This window comes from Allobosea sp. P4_H5 (assembly GCF_056400825.1).
The window spans coordinates 429,211-443,464 of the sequence record NZ_JBFUKM010000001.1 but is presented as its reverse complement, the minus strand read 5'-3'; the positions used below and the strand labels follow the sequence as shown (position 1 = coordinate 443,464).

Sequence of the window (14,254 nt, the reverse complement as noted above, 5' to 3'; positions counted from 1 at the left end):
GCAAGAATAGCTTCGTCGAACGCCGGTTCGTTTCCCAGATTTAATGCGGCCACGGGGGGTGGGCGAGATGAGGAAAGCAGCATCACGGCGAATCAAGGAGGATAAAATCTATCGGGATGACAATTGCTTGCCTCAAGTTTCCCGTATCGGCCGCAGCGCCTCGGCCTCGCCCGGTCCGTACAGCATGGACGCGCTGGCGCGCATGCAATTGGAGGTTGCATCCTATATCGAAGAGATCACCATCGAGCTCGGCGCCATGGCCCGGGCGGCGCAACTCAGCAGCCTCGCCTATTTCGTCGAAATGACGCGGCTTGAGGCTGCGATCAATCGACGGACCTGCCAATTGCAACTCGGCGACGTGGCCGATCCCGACAGCTCGCCCTGAGGTCGGACTTTGCAGATTATTAATCTATAGGTTGCAAAAATATCATTCAGCAACCTAGCGGGAGTGCCCGAAGCCGGCTTCTCCGACGACCGCCTGCCCTCGCAGCGCCCCTCTCTCTTCGCAAGGCCTGTACCGCCACGGCGAACCGGAGGCTCTAGCCTTGCAGCTTCTGGCCGAGAAACGAGCCCGTCAATGCGATCTGCAGCGCGCTGTCGCTGTAAAGGCGGCGAATTTGCTCGCCGAACTTGGCAACCAGGCTCGCGCCGCCGATCTCGACCTGCTGGTGACTTTCCTCGAGCTTGCGGTGCCGGAGGCCGAGCGCGAGCGCAGCCGCTGGGGCGACGCGGCGGGCTGACCGTCTCGCCGCCAGGGTCATGTCGATCGCGAAAGAGCGCCGCCGGCGTGACGCTGCACCATGCCTTCCAGTTCCAGCTCCAGCAGGATGCGGCTGACCTCGCGCACTGGATGACCGCTGGCGCGAACGAGATCGTCCACTGCCATCGGCGTTGCCCCGATCAGGTCGAGCAGTCGTCGACGCGGAGCGTCTTCAACGTGGCTCTCCTGCAGCGGAGGCTCCCCTTCGAGTTCGAGCTTCGGGGCCGGCAGGACCTCAGGCAGATCGAGCTCGTCCCAGAGCGCTTCCTTCCGGCGCTCCGGTCCGGTTTCCTCGCGCGCCAGAATGGGTGCGGACCCGAACAGATCGCCCTGCCGGAGCATCGGCGCCAGCACATCGACGACATGCGCCGTATCGGCACAAAGGATCGCGCCTTCGCGAATCAGGTGATTGCCGCCCTCGGCGCGCGGATCGAGCGGCGAGCCTGGGACGGCAAAGACCTGACGGCCCTGCTCATTGGCGAAGCGAGCGGTGATCAGCGAGCCGGATTTACGCGCGGCCTCGACGACGACCGTTCCCAAAGCCAGCCCCGAGACGAGCCGATTGCGCCTCGGGAAATCGCGCCCGCGCGGCGCCCAGCCCAGCGGCATCTCGCTCAGCGCGGCGCCGCGCTCGCTGATGCGCCCCAGCAAGGGGATGTTCTGCGGCGGATAGACCTCGTCGAGCCCGCCGGCCAGCACGGCGATCGTGCCGCTTTCCAGGCTCGCCTGATGCGCGGCCGTGTCGATGCCGCGGGCCAGCCCGGAGACGACGACGAAGCCGGCCTCGCCCAGTTCCCGCGCGAGCGTCGCGGTGAATTTCAGCCCGGCGGCGGAAGCATTGCGCGAGCCGACCAGGGCGACGCAAGGGCGACCCAGCACCGCCGGGTCGCCTTCGATCGCGATTAGCGGCGGAGCCGAATCGATCGCCTGCAGCGGCACGGGATAGGCGGCTTCGCCAAGCGCGATCAGATGGGCGCCACGCCGGCGCAGCGCCTCGAACTCCCGCTCGGCCTCGGCAGGCGTACACAGCCTCAGCGTTCGGCCGGCCTGTCGGCCGAGATCCGGCAAGGCGTCCAGCGCGCCGGCTGCACCGCCGAAGCGGTTGACCAAGGTGCGGAAGGTGCGCGGACCGATGCTCTCGCTGCGGATCAGTCGGAGCCAGTCGAGGCGTTGCCGGTCGTCGAGAGCGAAACCGGCCATCGCCATTCAGCCCTTCTGTCCGATCTTGCCCTCGCGGCCGGCGAGTAGCCTCGCGATGTTCTCGCGATGCATGAACCAGAGCAAGAACGCGAGGATCGCCATCAGCCCGGCCATCTGGACGTCGCGCACCCAGAACCAGAGCAGCAGCGGCGTCAGCAGGCTGGCGATCAGGGCCGAGAGCGAGGAATATTTGGTCAGATAGGCGATGCTGAGCCAGACCGCCGCAAAAATCAGCGCGATCGACCATTTCAGTCCGATCAGGATACCGAGGAAGGTCGCGACGCCCTTGCCGCCCTTGAAGCGCAGCCAGACCGGGAAGAGATGGCCGAGAAAGGCGCCGAGGCCGGCAGCGAGCGCCGCGCTCTTGCCGCCCAGCAACCAGCCGGCAAGCAGGACCGCGGCCGTGCCTTTCAACATGTCGCCGAGCAGCGTCAGCGCCGCCAGCTTCTTGTTGCCGGTGCGCAGGACATTGGTCGCGCCGATATTGCCGGAGCCGATCGTGCGCAGGTCTGGACCGCCGCTCAGCCGGGTCAGGATGATGCCGAACGGAATCGAGCCGAGGAGATAGCCGAGGACGAGCGCGGCGAGCCCTATCGGGCTCGGATACGCCCAAGCGAACGCCTCAGCCATGCAACTTCCCCTGCCCGTCTCGGCCCAAGCTTACGCGGGTTCGCCGCGATAGACTACCCGGCCGCCGACCCAGGTCGCCTGCACCAACCCCTGCAGCCGCGCCTCGTCGAAGGGCGAATTCTTGGCACGGGATTTCAGCTTGCGCTTGTCGACGACGAAGGGCGCGTCGATGTCGATCAAGGCGAGATCGGCCGGTGCGCCAACGACCAGTCGACCGCAGCCCAAGCCCAGCAGTTCGGCAGGCCGGCTCGACAGGGCGGCGAACAGCGAGGCAAGGCCGATCTGCTCGCCGTGATAGAGCCTGAGCGCCGCCGGGAGCAGCGTCTCGATGCCGAGCGCGCCATTGGCGGCCTCGGCGAAGGGCTGGCGCTTGGTCTCGACGTCCTGCGGATCGTGATCGGAGACGATGACGTCGACCAGGCCCTCGGCCACCGCCTCGATCATCGCCAGCCGCTCGTCTTCGTGCCGCAGCGGCGGCGAGACCTTGCAGAAGGTGCGGTACTCGCCGACGTCGTTCTCGTTCAGGCAAAGATTGTTGATCGAGACGCCGCAGGTGACGGAAAGCCCATCCTCCTTGGCCCGGCGGATCAGATCGAGCGAATCCGAGCAGGAGATCATGGCGGCGTGGTAGCGGGCTCCGCTGGCCCGGGCGAGGCGCAGGTCGCGCTCCAGCATCACCGTCTCGGCCTCGTGCGGAATGCCCGGCAAGCCCTTGCGGCTGGCGAATTCGCCATCGTTCATCACGCCGACGCCGCGCAGGTCGGGATCCTCGACATGGTTCATCAGCAGCGCGTCGAAATCGCGCGCGTAGATCATGGCGCGGCGCATGAGCTGCGGATTGCGCACGCCGTAGGCGCCGTCGCTGAAGGCGACCGCGCCGGCCTCGAGCAGCAGGCCGAACTCGGTGATCTCCTTGCCGGCCAGCCGCTTGGTCAGCGCTGCCGCCGGCAGGACGTTGACGATCGCCTTGTCGCGGGCACGGCGCTTGATGAAATCGATGACGGAGGGATCGTCGATCGGCGGATCGGTGTCGGGGCGGCAGATCACGGTGGTGACGCCGCCGGCCGCGGCGGCTTGCGAGCCGGTCCCGAGCGTCTCGCGGAATTCGGCACCGGGCTCGCCGAGGAAGGCGCGCAGGTCGACGAGACCGGGCGCCAGCACGAGGCCTTGGCCATCCTCGACCGCGATTCCGGCCGGCAGTTCCGGGCGGTCGCCACCCCAATGGACATCGGCGATCACGCCGTCGCGGATCAGGACGCTGCCAACGCCCTCGCGGCCGGAGGCTGGATCGACCAGCTGCGCACCGAGGATCGCACAGCCGCTCTTTTGCTCGCTGCTGTCAGCCATCGCTACGCTCGACCCCGTTCATGCGCTCGCGGCGCTGCGTAAAGACATAATGCCAGAACCCGACCAGCCCCCAGATGCCGATGCAGAGGAGCGCGCCGAGCAGTGCGATCAGCCAGGTCCAGGCGGAGCGCGGCTCGGCATAGACGAAGCCGGCTACGACCACGAGATAGAGTCCGACGAAGACGATCCGAGCCCGGTGCATCTGTCGCAGCAGCCAGGCGAGGAAGAGCTCCATCCGGCTCAGCCATTCGGGAGATGCTGCGCAAGCGCATCGAGCACCGCCATGCGCACGGCAACGCCCATCTCGACCTGCTCGCGGATCAGTGACTGGGCGCCGTCGGCCACCTCGGACGAGATCTCGACGCCGCGGTTCATCGGGCCGGGGTGCATGACGAGCGCATCCGGCGCGGCCAGCGAGAGCTTGTCGCGGTCGAGCCCGAAATAGCGGAAATACTCCTTCGAGGACGGAACGAAGGCGCCGTTCATGCGCTCGAGCTGCAGGCGCAGCATCATGACGATGTCGACGCCCTCCAACCCCTTCTTCATGTCGCGGAAGACCTCGACGCCCATGCGCTCGACACCGGTCGGCAGCAGGGTCGAAGGCGCGATCAAACGCACCTTGGCGCCAAGGGCGTTGAGCAGGATGATGTTGGAGCGGGCGACGCGCGAATGCACGATGTCGCCGCAGATCGCGACGGTCAGCCCGGCGATCCGGCCCTTGTTGCGGCGGATCGTCAGGGCGTCGAGCAAGGCCTGCGTCGGGTGCTCATGGGCGCCGTCGCCGGCGTTGACGACCGAGCAGTCGACCTTGCGGGCGAGCAGATTGACCGCGCCGGCGGCGTGGTGGCGCACGACCAGGATGTCGGGCCGCATCGCGTTCAGCGTCGCGGCGGTGTCGATCAGCGTCTCGCCCTTCTTCACCGAGGAGGAGCCGACCGACATGTTCATCACATCGGCGCCCAGACGCTTGCCCGCGAGCTCGAACGAGGCCTGCGTCCGTGTCGACGGTTCGAAGAACAGGTTGATCTGGGTGCGGCCGCGCAGCGTCGCCGTCTTCTTCTCGATCTGGCGCGAGAGCGCGACATAGGTCTCGGCGCGCTCGAGCAGCGCCTCGATATCCAAATGGGACAGCCCCTCGATCCCGAGGAGGTGCCGGTGCGGATAGAGCGGTACGGTCGATGTCATTTGAAGACCGCTGTTTAGGGGCGAGTCGTGGCCGGCGCAAGGCGGCGTGCATGTTCTTCAGTGAGTCACTCCGCTTTCAACGCGTAGACATGTGCTTCACCTGGGAACTGGCGGCTGTGCACCTCGGCGGCGTAGGCGCGCACCGCCTCCCGGGCCTGTGCTGCGAGATCGCCATAGGCCTTCACGAATTTCGGCACGCGGCCGGTGAGGCCCAGCATGTCGTCGAGAACGAGGACCTGCCCGTCGCAGGCCGCCGAGGCGCCGATCCCGATGGTCGGAATCGCGACCTTTTTGGTGATCTCCACCGCCAGCGGCTCGGCCACCGCCTCGATCACCAGGGAGAATGCTCCGGCATCGGCGATCGCCGTGGCGTCGGCGATGAGGGCCGGCCACTCGGCCTTGCTGCGACCCTGCGCCTTGTAGCCACCGAGCGTGTTGACCGCCTGCGGCGTCAGGCCGACATGGCCCATCACCGGCACGCCGCGGTCGACGAGGAAGCGCACCGTCTCGGCCATCCTCGCGCCGCCTTCGAGCTTCACGGTCCCGGCGCCAGTCTCCTTGAGCAGCCGGGCGGCGTTACGGAAGGCCTGTTCGCGGCCCTCTTCATAACTGCCGAAGGGCATGTCGATCACGACGAGGGAACGTGTCGTGGCGCGTGTCACCGCCTGGCCGTGCAGGCTCATCATCTCCAGAGTCACCGGGACGGTGCTATCGAGGCCGTAGACGACCATGCCGAGTGAGTCGCCGACCAGGGCGATGTCCGCGACCTCGTCGACGATCTTCGCCATCGGCGCCGTATAGGCGGTCAGGGCGACGAGCGGTTCGCCGCCCTTGCGCCCCCGGATATCGAGCGAGGTCAGCCGGCTTGTCCGGTTCTGCGACGACATGCTGGGTCTCCATGACATACATCAAAACGGCATCGGCTGGTGACCTAGCCTGACCACCCTGCCCTCGAAAAGCAGAATCGGGTTTGACAGGACCGGCCGGGTGAACCACTTTCGCGCGCAATCCCGAACCGCTATCAACGCGCCCCGCGCCAAGTTCGGCGAGGCTGGTCGCTAGTGCCCGCCTTACCCTTGTCTATGAGATCGAAAGCGTCATGAAGCTCCTCGTCGTCGAGTCGCCGGCCAAGGCCAAGACGATCAATAAGTATCTGGGCCCTGATTACGAGGTCATCGCCTCGTTCGGGCACATTCGCGATCTCCCCGCGAAGGACGGCTCGGTCGATCCCGAGAACGACTTCGCCATGCTGTGGGAGACCGAGGGGCGCGGCGCCAAGCAGGTCGCCGAGATCGCGCGGGCGGCCAAGAACGCCGAAAAGGTCATTCTCGCAACCGACCCGGATCGCGAGGGCGAGGCGATCTCCTGGCACGTGCTGGAGGCGCTGAACCAGAAGCGGGCGATCAAGGGCATCCCGGTCGAGCGCGTCACCTTCAACGCCGTGACCAAAGACGCGGTGCAGAAGGCGCTGGCCAATCCGCGCCCGATCGACCAGGCGCTGGTCGACGCCTACCTCGCCCGCCGCGCCCTCGACTATCTCGTCGGCTTCACCCTCTCGCCGGTGCTCTGGCGCAAGCTTCCCGGTGCCCGCTCGGCCGGCCGCGTGCAATCGGTCGCGCTGCGCCTGGTCAGCGACCGCGAGCGCGAGATCGAGGCCTTCCGGGCACGCGAATACTGGTCGCTGATCGCGACGCTCGCGACCGCCAGCGGCGCAATCTTCGACGCGCGCCTTAGCGGCGCTGACGGCAAGAAGATCACGCGGCTCGACATCGGCACAGGCGATGAGGCCGCGGCCTTCAAGGCCGCGCTGGAGACCGCAAGGTTCTCGGTGGCCGAAGTCGAGGCCAAGCCGGTCAGGCGCCACCCCCAGCCGCCTTTCCAGACCTCGACGCTGCAGCAGGAGGCCTCGCGCAAGCTCGGCATGGCCCCGGCCCGCACCATGCAGGTGGCACAGCGTCTCTATGAGGGCGTCGACATCGGCGGCGAGACCGTCGGCCTGATCACCTATATGCGTACCGACGGCGTCGACATGGACGTCTCGGCGATCACGGCGGCGCGGCGGGTCATCGGCAAGGAGTTCGGCGACAACTACGTGCCGGACGCCCCGCGCAAATACACGGTCAAGGCCAAGAACGCGCAGGAAGCACACGAGGCCATCCGCCCGACCGATCTCGGCCGTCTGCCGGCGATGGTCTCGCGCCATCTCGAGCCGGAGCAGGCCAAGCTCTACGAGCTGATCTGGAAGCGCACCATCGCCAGCCAGATGGAATCGGCCTCGATGGAGCGCACCACGGTCGACATCGCCGCCCAGGTCGGCGCCCGCGCGCTCGAACTGCGCGCGACCGGTCAGGTCGTGCTCTTCGACGGCTTCCTGACGCTCTATCAGGAGAGCCGCGACGACGAGGAAGACGAAGACTCCAAGAAGCTGCCCCCGATGAAGGCCGGCGATCCGCTGGAGAAGCGCGCCATCGCCGCCGACCAGCACTTCACCGAGCCGCCGCCGCGCTTCTCGGAAGCGAGCCTGGTCAAGCGCATGGAAGAGCTCGGGATCGGGCGCCCTTCCACCTATGCCGCGACATTGGCGACGCTGCGCGACCGCGAATATGTCCGTATCGAGAAGAAGCGCCTCGTGCCCGAGGACAAGGGCATGCTGGTCACGGCATTCCTGGAGTCCTTCTTCAAGCGCTATGTCGAGTTCGACTTCACGGCGAGCCTGGAGGAGAAGCTCGATCTGGTCTCCAGCGGCGATGTCGACTGGAAGGTCCTGCTGCGCGAATTCTGGGACGAGTTCACCAAGTCGATCGGCGAGACCAAGGAACTGCGCGTCGGCGACGTTCTGGAAGCGTTGAACGGTATTCTGGGTCAGCACGTCTTCCCGCAACGTGCCGATGGCGGCGACCCACGCAGCTGCCAGGTCTGCGGCACCGGCACGCTCTCGCTCAAGCTCGGCAAGTTCGGCGCCTTCGTCGGCTGCTCGAACTATCCCGAATGCCGATTCACCCGCCCGCTCACGGCGTCCGCCGCCGAGGGTGAGGCCTCTGCCGAAGGCGGGCAGGCCGTCAATGGCGTCCGCATCCTCGGCAAGGACCCAGTCAGCGATCTCGAGGTCACTGCGCGCGACGGCCGCTTCGGCCCCTATATCCAGCTTGGCGAGGGCGAGAAGCCGAAGCGCTCCAGCCTGCCGAAGGGCGAGACCGTCGGCTCGCTGACGCTGGAGAAGGCGCTCGCCTTGCTCTCGCTACCGCGCGAGGTCGCGAAGCATCCGACCAGTGGCGAGCCGATCCTCGCCGGCATCGGCCGCTATGGCCCTTACGTCCAGCACGGCAAGACCTACGCCAATATCGACAAGGAAGACGACATCCTGGAGATCGGCGCCAACCGTGCGATCGACCTGATCGTCGCCAAGGAGAGCGGTGCGGGCGGCCGCCGTTTCGGCAATGCTGCGGCGACGCCGGGACGTGAGCTCGGCGAGCACCCGCAGGGCGGCAAGATGGAGGTCAGGGCGGGCAAATACGGGCCTTACGTCGCCTGGGGCAAGGTCTACGCCACGCTGCCGAAAACAATGGCGCAGGAGAGCATCACCACCGAGCAGGCGATCGAACTGGTCAACGCCAAGGCCGCGGCTGGCGGCGGCGGCAAGGCCAAGACGAAGGCACCTGCCAAGGCGAAGGCACCTGCCAAGAAGCCGGCGGCGGCCAAGAAGGCGCCGGCAAAGGCGAAGAGTGCCAAGGCCAAGAAAGCCGGCGCCGCCGAGGGCTGAAGCCGGCCACGGTTAACTCCAGATTCAAAGCCTCTCGTTACCTTGCAGCGCCGCAGTCGAACTAGCGGCCTGCGAGGGGACATCATGAAATCCATCAGGACCCAGATTCTGGGGCTGATCGCGATCGTCGCGGCCGGCGCCTTGGTTGCACTCGGCTGCGCCTTGCTGGCGATGACCCGCATCGACGCGATGAACGATCGTTCGTCACAGCAGAACCACGTCGCCCTCGCTGCCGAACGGCTCAATGCCGCCGTCAATCTCGTCGTCGCCGATTCCTACCTCGTCTACACCGCCCGCAACCCGCATTTCGCCGGCATCGCCGCGACGACGGTCGAGGGCGGCCTCGCCAGGGTCGAGGAGCGCCGCAAGGATCTCGCCAAGCTCATCCCGCCGGCCGAACGCGAGCGCATGGAGAAGATCAGCGCGCTGATCACCGAATTCGTCGCCATCAGGCTGGAGACGACGCGCATGGTCCGCGAGATCTCGGCCCGTGCGGCGGAAGCCTGGGGCAACAGCGACGCCAGCAAGAAGAACCGCGCGACGCTGCAGGAAGAGATCACTTCGCTGAGCAGCTTCAACGAGACGCTCGCCAACGAGGTCGATGCAGCCTCGAGCGCCTTTTCGGGGCAGGTGCGGACCTGGCTGCCCGTCGCGCTAATCGTGGTGCTCGGCGGCGCGATCTTCGGCGCGCTGGTCTTCTCCCGGCGCTCGATCATCCGTCCTCTCGTCGACCTCGGCGGCACGATGAGCCGCCTGACCGCCGGGGAGACCCAGATCGAGGTTCCCCACACCAAACGCCGCGACGAGATCGGCGAGATGGCCCGGGCAGTCTCGGTGCTGCGCCAGAGCACCGAGCAGGTCGCGCTGCTGCAGGAGCAGGAGCGCGCCGCCGCCGCCGCGCGCATCCACTCGGCCGATGCGATGGCCTCGGTCGTGTCGGATGTCGGCGAGGTCGTCGCCGCAGCCGCCGCGGGCGATTTCTCGGCTCGGCTCCAGATCGATCATGGCGACGAGCAGATGCAGAAGCTGGTCGCCGGGATCAACGAGATCAATGCGGTGGTCGACAACGCCACCACGGAGTTCGTCGCGGTGCTGCAGGCGCTCGCCGCCGGCGACCTGACCCATCAGGTGCCGACGGCCTATCGCGGCCGCTTCGCCGAATTGAAGGATGCGATCAACGAGACGTTGTCACGACTGTCGGCGACCGTCAGCACGATCCAGACCATGTCGGCGGATGTCGGCCTGTCGGCGCGCGAGATCAATATGGGAGCGGACGATCTCTCCAAGCGGACCGAGGAGCAGGCCTCCTCGCTGGAGGAGAGCGCCGCGACCACCGAAGAGCTCGCTGCCTCGGTCAAGGCCGCGGCCCAGGCCGCCCAGCAGGCGGTGCGCCAGGCCGGCGAGGCCATGCAGGTCGCACAGGCCGGCGGCAACATCGTCACCGACGCGGTCTCGGCAATGGAGCGCATCGAGCAGGCCTCGAAGAAGATCTCCGACATCACCCGCGTGATCGACGACATCGCCTTCCAGACCAATCTGCTGGCGCTCAATGCGGCGGTCGAAGCGGCCCGCGCCGGCGATGCCGGCAAGGGCTTTGCGGTCGTCGCTTCGGAAGTCCGCACGCTCGCCCAGCGCTCGAGCGAGGCGGCCAAGGACATCACCGGTCTGATCTCCTCCTCGAACACCGAGGTCGAAGCGGGCGTGAAGCTGGTTCGCCAGGCCGGCGACGCGCTGACCCGCATCGTCTCCGCCTCGCAGAGCGTCCAGGCGACCGTCTCCGAGGTCGCTGCCGCCTCGAGCGAACAGGCCAACGGCATCGAGGAGATGAGCCAGACCGTCGCCCATATGGACGAAATGACCCAGGCGAACGCGGCGCTCGCCGAACAGAGCGCTGCCTCGGCCGGCGCGCTGTCGAGCAAGATCGGCGAGCTCAATGCGCTGGTCTCCGGCTTCCGGACCAGTGAGAGCGCGGGCGCCGCCTCGCAACAATCGGCTGCGTTCGTATCGGCCAATGCTTCGGAGCCCGGACGGCTGCAGCAGCGTGCGGAAGCCGCCTTTGCCCAGCACAAGCCGGCACCGCGCCGCGAACGTGCTGTGCCCGCCCCCATGCCGGCCCCTGCCCGCAAGGTCGTCAATGCCCGTGGCGGTGACGCGGGCTGGGAAGAGTTCTGAAACAGAACCTTCGGCGCGGGGCCGCGGCAACTCCGGGGCCCCCGCGCACTGCTTGAACCGGGACATGGTCGGGGCCAGCTGCACGCTGGCCCCTTTTTCGTTCGTCAGCGCCGCCTGATGCGCTGCAGATGGCAGACCTTGACCCGCCCGCCTCTGCCATCCGAACGCCAGGAGCAACCGGGATTGCGCGGCCGTCCTTCGTAGATGTGGTAGACGCCGCGATTCCGGCGATCGAAGCGCTGGTTCGAGGCATCGTGCCCGCCAATGCGGACATTGTTGCCGAAACGCACTTCGGCGGCGGCCGGAGCGGCCACCGCCAGAGGGAGCGCCAGCGCGGCAAGCGCCAGCAGGCATGTCACAAGATTGGCCGGTCTCGTCATCCGCCGATCAGAGCAGCAGGGCCCTCACGGCGCAAGGCAGGCGGCAGCGCTTCAGCTCCGCCCGCCCACGACAACGAGCTGCTTGATCTCGCCGCGCAGGAAGGCCTGCAGGAAGCGGTCGTAGTCCTTGACCGAGACGCAACCGTTTGAATCGCCACGCGGGCCGAGCAGGTAATTATGGACCAGCAAGCCGGCGCGGCCGAAGATCTTGCCGCTACCGCCGACCGGATGCATGCGGATGGCGCGCACGCCGTGGAACAGGGCCTCGCGCTCGGTCAGATTGTAGACGTGCGGCGGCGTCGGCCCCTTCATACGGACATGGACGAAGCGCAGGTCGTTCATCATCTCGCCGAGGCCGGAATTGGCCTCCAGCCGCTCGCCATTGGGCAGATGAACCACGCGGGCGCTGATGTCGTAGACCGCGGTCTTGCCGCTGGCCCCCGGTGTCGCCGACGACATGGGCACAGGCATGGGCGCCGGAGTGACGGTGAGGCCACTGCCGCGGCCGCTGCGCTGGGTGATGTCGTCCTGCGGCGCGGCATAGGCGAGACGTTCGCCGGAGCTCTGCGGCGCATTGGCATTCACGCCGAAGAGCTTCTCGAAGAAGGAGCGGTTGTCGGGAGCAGGCTCGGCCTTGGCGACGACGTCCTTGCCCTGGCGCGAGGTCGCGCGCGCCGCGACGCGCGGCTCGGGCGGCGTCGGCAGCTTGAGGTCGGACGGGCGCGGCACGGGACGCGGCGCGATCAGGGCGATCCGCGGCGCTTCGACCGCGGGCTGGATCGCGATCGTGGTCGTCGCCACGCTCGGAGCGACCGGCTCGGACGGCGCGATCGAGCCGGTGGTTTCCGGATCGAACACGACAGCCTGCGGCGCCGACTGGAAGCGACCGGAGAGCGGCGCGCTGTCTGCGAGCGACTGAGCGACATAGCCGACGACATAGCCGGGACGGAGCAGCGGCGTCGCGCTGTGGGCAGGAGCCACGTGGGCCAGCGCGTGCTTCTGGGCCGGCGGCAGCGTGGCCGTCGCCTGCTCGGCCTGCCTGCTAGACCAGACCGACACACCCGCCATCGCGCTGGCGGCAACGGCCACGAGGACGCCAAGGCGGATGAAGGGGCTGCCGCGCCGGCGCTTCAGGCTATAGGAATAACCGGCAAACTTGTTCGAGCTACGCATACGCAACGCCTCGGGACACCGTGCAGGCTTCCCACTGAGGCGCAGCGCCCTACTCGTCTCGCCATCGCGCTCGATTGCGCCGGGCAGACCGCAGCGGCCTGTTCGTCAGTCTCGGGAGGCCCCAACCTCGTCTCCGCATTGAGCGCGAACCTGGTTAATTCCCGATGAATCGAAACAGTTTTACGAAATGCCGTTCGCGCTGCGGCCGGCGTGGCCGCAGCGCGTTTCGATAGCCTGAATTTCCTCAGACCAGAGGCTTCAGGCCTGCCTCGATCGCCGACCGCTTCGACTCCAGGAAAGGCGGCAGCGAAAGCCCCTCGCCCATGGTCTCGAAGGGCTCGTCGGTGGCGAAGCCCGGCCCGTCGCTGGCGATCTCGATCAGCACCCCATTTGGCTCGCGCAGATAGAGCGAGCGGAAATAGAAGCGATCGACCGGCCCGCTATTGGGATAGCCGGAGGCACGCAGCCGCTCGGCCCAGGCGTCGTACTCCCCGAAGCTCGGCGTCCGCAGAGCCAGGTGGTGGACGCCGCCGGCGCCTTCGCGAGCCGGAGCAAGACCGGGCTCGACCGCGACATTGAGCTCGGCCGCCGGGCCGCCCTCGCCGATCCGGAAGACATGGATGTCGCCGGAGCCGTGGGCCGCATCGCGATAGTCCGTTATCCGCTCCAGCCCCAGCAGCTTGGTCAGGACAAGCTCGGTCCGCTCGATCTGCGGCACCGAGATCGTCACCGGCCCGAGGCCGCGGATCTGATGCTCGGCCGGAACCGGGCTCTTCTCCCAGGCGACGAAGGGGATCGCGCCGCCATCGACGACGAGCGTCAGGCGCTGACCCTCCGGATCCTCGAAATCGATGATGGCGCGGCCATTGAGCAGGCGCGTGTCGGAGACGGCGACTCCGGCCGCCGTCAGCCGCTCACGCCAGAAGTCGAGCGAAGCTTCGCTGGCGACCCTGAGCGAGGTGCGGGTAATCGAGTTGGTGCCACGCCGGGCGGGAGACGTCGGCCAATCGAAGAAGGTCAGGTCGGTTCCGGGCGAGCCGGCGACGTCGGCGTAGAACAGGTGATAGGCAGACGTGTCGTCCTGGTTCACCGTCTTCTTGACCAGGCGCAGGCCGAGCGTCTCGACATAGAAGCGCCGGTTCTGCGCTGCCTGGGCGGTGATGGCGGTGACGTGGTGGATGCCAGTGAGCTGCATGATGTGGACCCCTTGGTTGCGCGCTTCATCTGACGAAGCGCTTGCGTTGCCCACCAAGATAGTCCTTGCGTCCGCGCCATAAAGACGGCGCGCATCCAATCATAAATTGCATGAATGCAATGAGCCAGCTTATTTCGTCGGCGGCGACGATTGCTTGGGCATGCTGCTCTTGTCACCCGGTGACGGCGGCATGGTGCAATCCTGTGGCTTGTTCTTGCAGTCGTAGACCATGGTCGGCGCGGCCGACTGCCCGGCCTGTCCCGCCGAAGGCAGGATCATGTTCTGACCCTTGTCGACCTGGCTCGGATGCGTCGTAGTCGGGCCGACGCCGGAGTTGTCGGGCGTCTTGCTGGTCTGCGGTGTCTGCGCAGCAGCGGTTACCATGAGCACGACCGTCGTCAGCAAGGCGAGCATCGTCGGCCTGGCAATCATGGCGAATCTCCGAAGCTGAT

14 protein-coding genes are annotated in these 14,254 nt (G+C 67.1%); 4 read left to right on the top strand and 10 right to left on the bottom strand.

The features are described from left to right. Nucleotides 1-67: 67 nt before the first annotated feature. Entirely contained in the window at nt 68-385 is a 318-nt protein-coding gene (locus AC1DS0_RS02120) for a hypothetical protein (protein ID WP_476812737.1), read from the top strand. 160 nt (nt 386-545) lie between these two features. Next, complete coding sequence (locus tag AC1DS0_RS02115) at nt 546-740, top strand: hypothetical protein (RefSeq protein WP_476812736.1); 195 nt, start codon at nt 546-548, stop codon at nt 738-740. Nucleotides 741-757: 17 nt separating this feature from the next. Here the strand turns inward: AC1DS0_RS02115 and dprA are convergent, their stop codons facing one another. The 6 genes from dprA to panB form a co-directional block, all read right to left on the bottom strand. Beyond that, nucleotides 758-1,966, bottom strand: a complete 1,209-nt coding sequence (gene dprA, locus AC1DS0_RS02110; protein ID WP_476812735.1) for a DNA-processing protein DprA — start codon at nt 1,964-1,966, stop codon at nt 758-760. Then, nucleotides 1,967-2,590 (bottom strand): glycerol-3-phosphate 1-O-acyltransferase PlsY, encoded by a 624-nt coding sequence (gene plsY, locus AC1DS0_RS02105; protein ID WP_476812734.1) that lies wholly within the window; start codon nt 2,588-2,590, stop codon nt 1,967-1,969. It abuts the gene before it with no gap. Between the two features lie 30 nt (nt 2,591-2,620). Next, nucleotides 2,621-3,937 carry a dihydroorotase gene (gene pyrC / locus AC1DS0_RS02100; RefSeq protein WP_476812733.1) on the bottom strand — a complete coding sequence of 439 codons (1,317 nt, stop codon included), beginning with the start codon at nt 3,935-3,937 and terminating at the stop codon, nt 2,621-2,623. Further along, entirely contained in the window at nt 3,930-4,172 is a 243-nt protein-coding gene (locus AC1DS0_RS02095) for a hypothetical protein (protein WP_476812732.1), read from the bottom strand. Before AC1DS0_RS02095 ends, pyrC begins: the two co-directional genes overlap by 8 nt. A gap of 5 nt (nt 4,173-4,177) precedes the next feature. After that, nucleotides 4,178-5,122, bottom strand: coding sequence for an aspartate carbamoyltransferase catalytic subunit (locus AC1DS0_RS02090; protein WP_476812731.1), 945 nt, complete (start codon nt 5,120-5,122; stop codon nt 4,178-4,180). Nucleotides 5,123-5,187: 65 nt separating this feature from the next. Then, nucleotides 5,188-6,009, bottom strand: coding sequence for a 3-methyl-2-oxobutanoate hydroxymethyltransferase (panB, locus tag AC1DS0_RS02085; protein WP_476812730.1), 822 nt, complete (start codon nt 6,007-6,009; stop codon nt 5,188-5,190). A gap of 212 nt (nt 6,010-6,221) precedes the next feature. On the opposite strand from panB, the gene topA reads away from it, so the two are divergent. Then, nucleotides 6,222-8,882, top strand: coding sequence for a type I DNA topoisomerase (gene topA, locus AC1DS0_RS02080; protein WP_476812729.1), 2,661 nt, complete (start codon nt 6,222-6,224; stop codon nt 8,880-8,882). Nucleotides 8,883-8,966: 84 nt separating this feature from the next. After that, a complete protein-coding gene (locus AC1DS0_RS02075) occupies nt 8,967-11,054 on the top strand; it encodes a methyl-accepting chemotaxis protein (protein ID WP_476812728.1) in 2,088 nt (695 codons plus the stop codon). A 104-nt stretch (nt 11,055-11,158) separates the two neighbouring features. Here the strand turns inward: AC1DS0_RS02075 and AC1DS0_RS02070 are convergent, their stop codons facing one another. The 4 genes from AC1DS0_RS02070 to AC1DS0_RS02055 form a co-directional block, all read right to left on the bottom strand. Then, nucleotides 11,159-11,434, bottom strand: a complete 276-nt coding sequence (locus AC1DS0_RS02070; protein WP_476812727.1) for a hypothetical protein — start codon at nt 11,432-11,434, stop codon at nt 11,159-11,161. 51 nt (nt 11,435-11,485) lie between these two features. Then, a complete protein-coding gene (locus AC1DS0_RS02065) occupies nt 11,486-12,607 on the bottom strand; it encodes a DUF2778 domain-containing protein (RefSeq protein WP_476812726.1) in 1,122 nt (373 codons plus the stop codon). A 244-nt stretch (nt 12,608-12,851) separates the two neighbouring features. After that, nucleotides 12,852-13,802 (bottom strand): ring-cleaving dioxygenase, encoded by a 951-nt coding sequence (locus tag AC1DS0_RS02060; protein WP_476812725.1) that lies wholly within the window; start codon nt 13,800-13,802, stop codon nt 12,852-12,854. Nucleotides 13,803-13,931: 129 nt separating this feature from the next. Further along, entirely contained in the window at nt 13,932-14,234 is a 303-nt protein-coding gene (locus tag AC1DS0_RS02055; RefSeq protein ID WP_476812724.1) for a hypothetical protein, read from the bottom strand. Between the last annotated feature and the right edge of the window lie 20 nt (nt 14,235-14,254).

Coding starts and splice junctions, on each gene's coding strand:
- AC1DS0_RS02065 (WP_476812726.1), bottom strand. CDS start 12,607: ATGCGTAGCTCGAACAAGTTTGCCGGTTATTCCTATAGCCTGAAGCGC.
- AC1DS0_RS02055 (WP_476812724.1), bottom strand. CDS start 14,234: ATGATTGCCAGGCCGACGATGCTCGCCTTGCTGACGACGGTCGTGCTC.
- AC1DS0_RS02090 (WP_476812731.1), bottom strand. CDS start 5,122: ATGACATCGACCGTACCGCTCTATCCGCACCGGCACCTCCTCGGGATC.
- AC1DS0_RS02070 (WP_476812727.1), bottom strand. CDS start 11,434: ATGACGAGACCGGCCAATCTTGTGACATGCCTGCTGGCGCTTGCCGCG.
- dprA (WP_476812735.1), bottom strand. CDS start 1,966: ATGGCGATGGCCGGTTTCGCTCTCGACGACCGGCAACGCCTCGACTGG.
- plsY (WP_476812734.1), bottom strand. CDS start 2,590: ATGGCTGAGGCGTTCGCTTGGGCGTATCCGAGCCCGATAGGGCTCGCC.
- panB (WP_476812730.1), bottom strand. CDS start 6,009: ATGTCGTCGCAGAACCGGACAAGCCGGCTGACCTCGCTCGATATCCGG.
- AC1DS0_RS02075 (WP_476812728.1), top strand. CDS start 8,967: ATGAAATCCATCAGGACCCAGATTCTGGGGCTGATCGCGATCGTCGCG.
- AC1DS0_RS02120 (WP_476812737.1), top strand. CDS start 68: ATGAGGAAAGCAGCATCACGGCGAATCAAGGAGGATAAAATCTATCGG.
- AC1DS0_RS02060 (WP_476812725.1), bottom strand. CDS start 13,802: ATGCAGCTCACTGGCATCCACCACGTCACCGCCATCACCGCCCAGGCA.
- AC1DS0_RS02095 (WP_476812732.1), bottom strand. CDS start 4,172: ATGGAGCTCTTCCTCGCCTGGCTGCTGCGACAGATGCACCGGGCTCGG.
- pyrC (WP_476812733.1), bottom strand. CDS start 3,937: ATGGCTGACAGCAGCGAGCAAAAGAGCGGCTGTGCGATCCTCGGTGCG.
- topA (WP_476812729.1), top strand. CDS start 6,222: ATGAAGCTCCTCGTCGTCGAGTCGCCGGCCAAGGCCAAGACGATCAAT.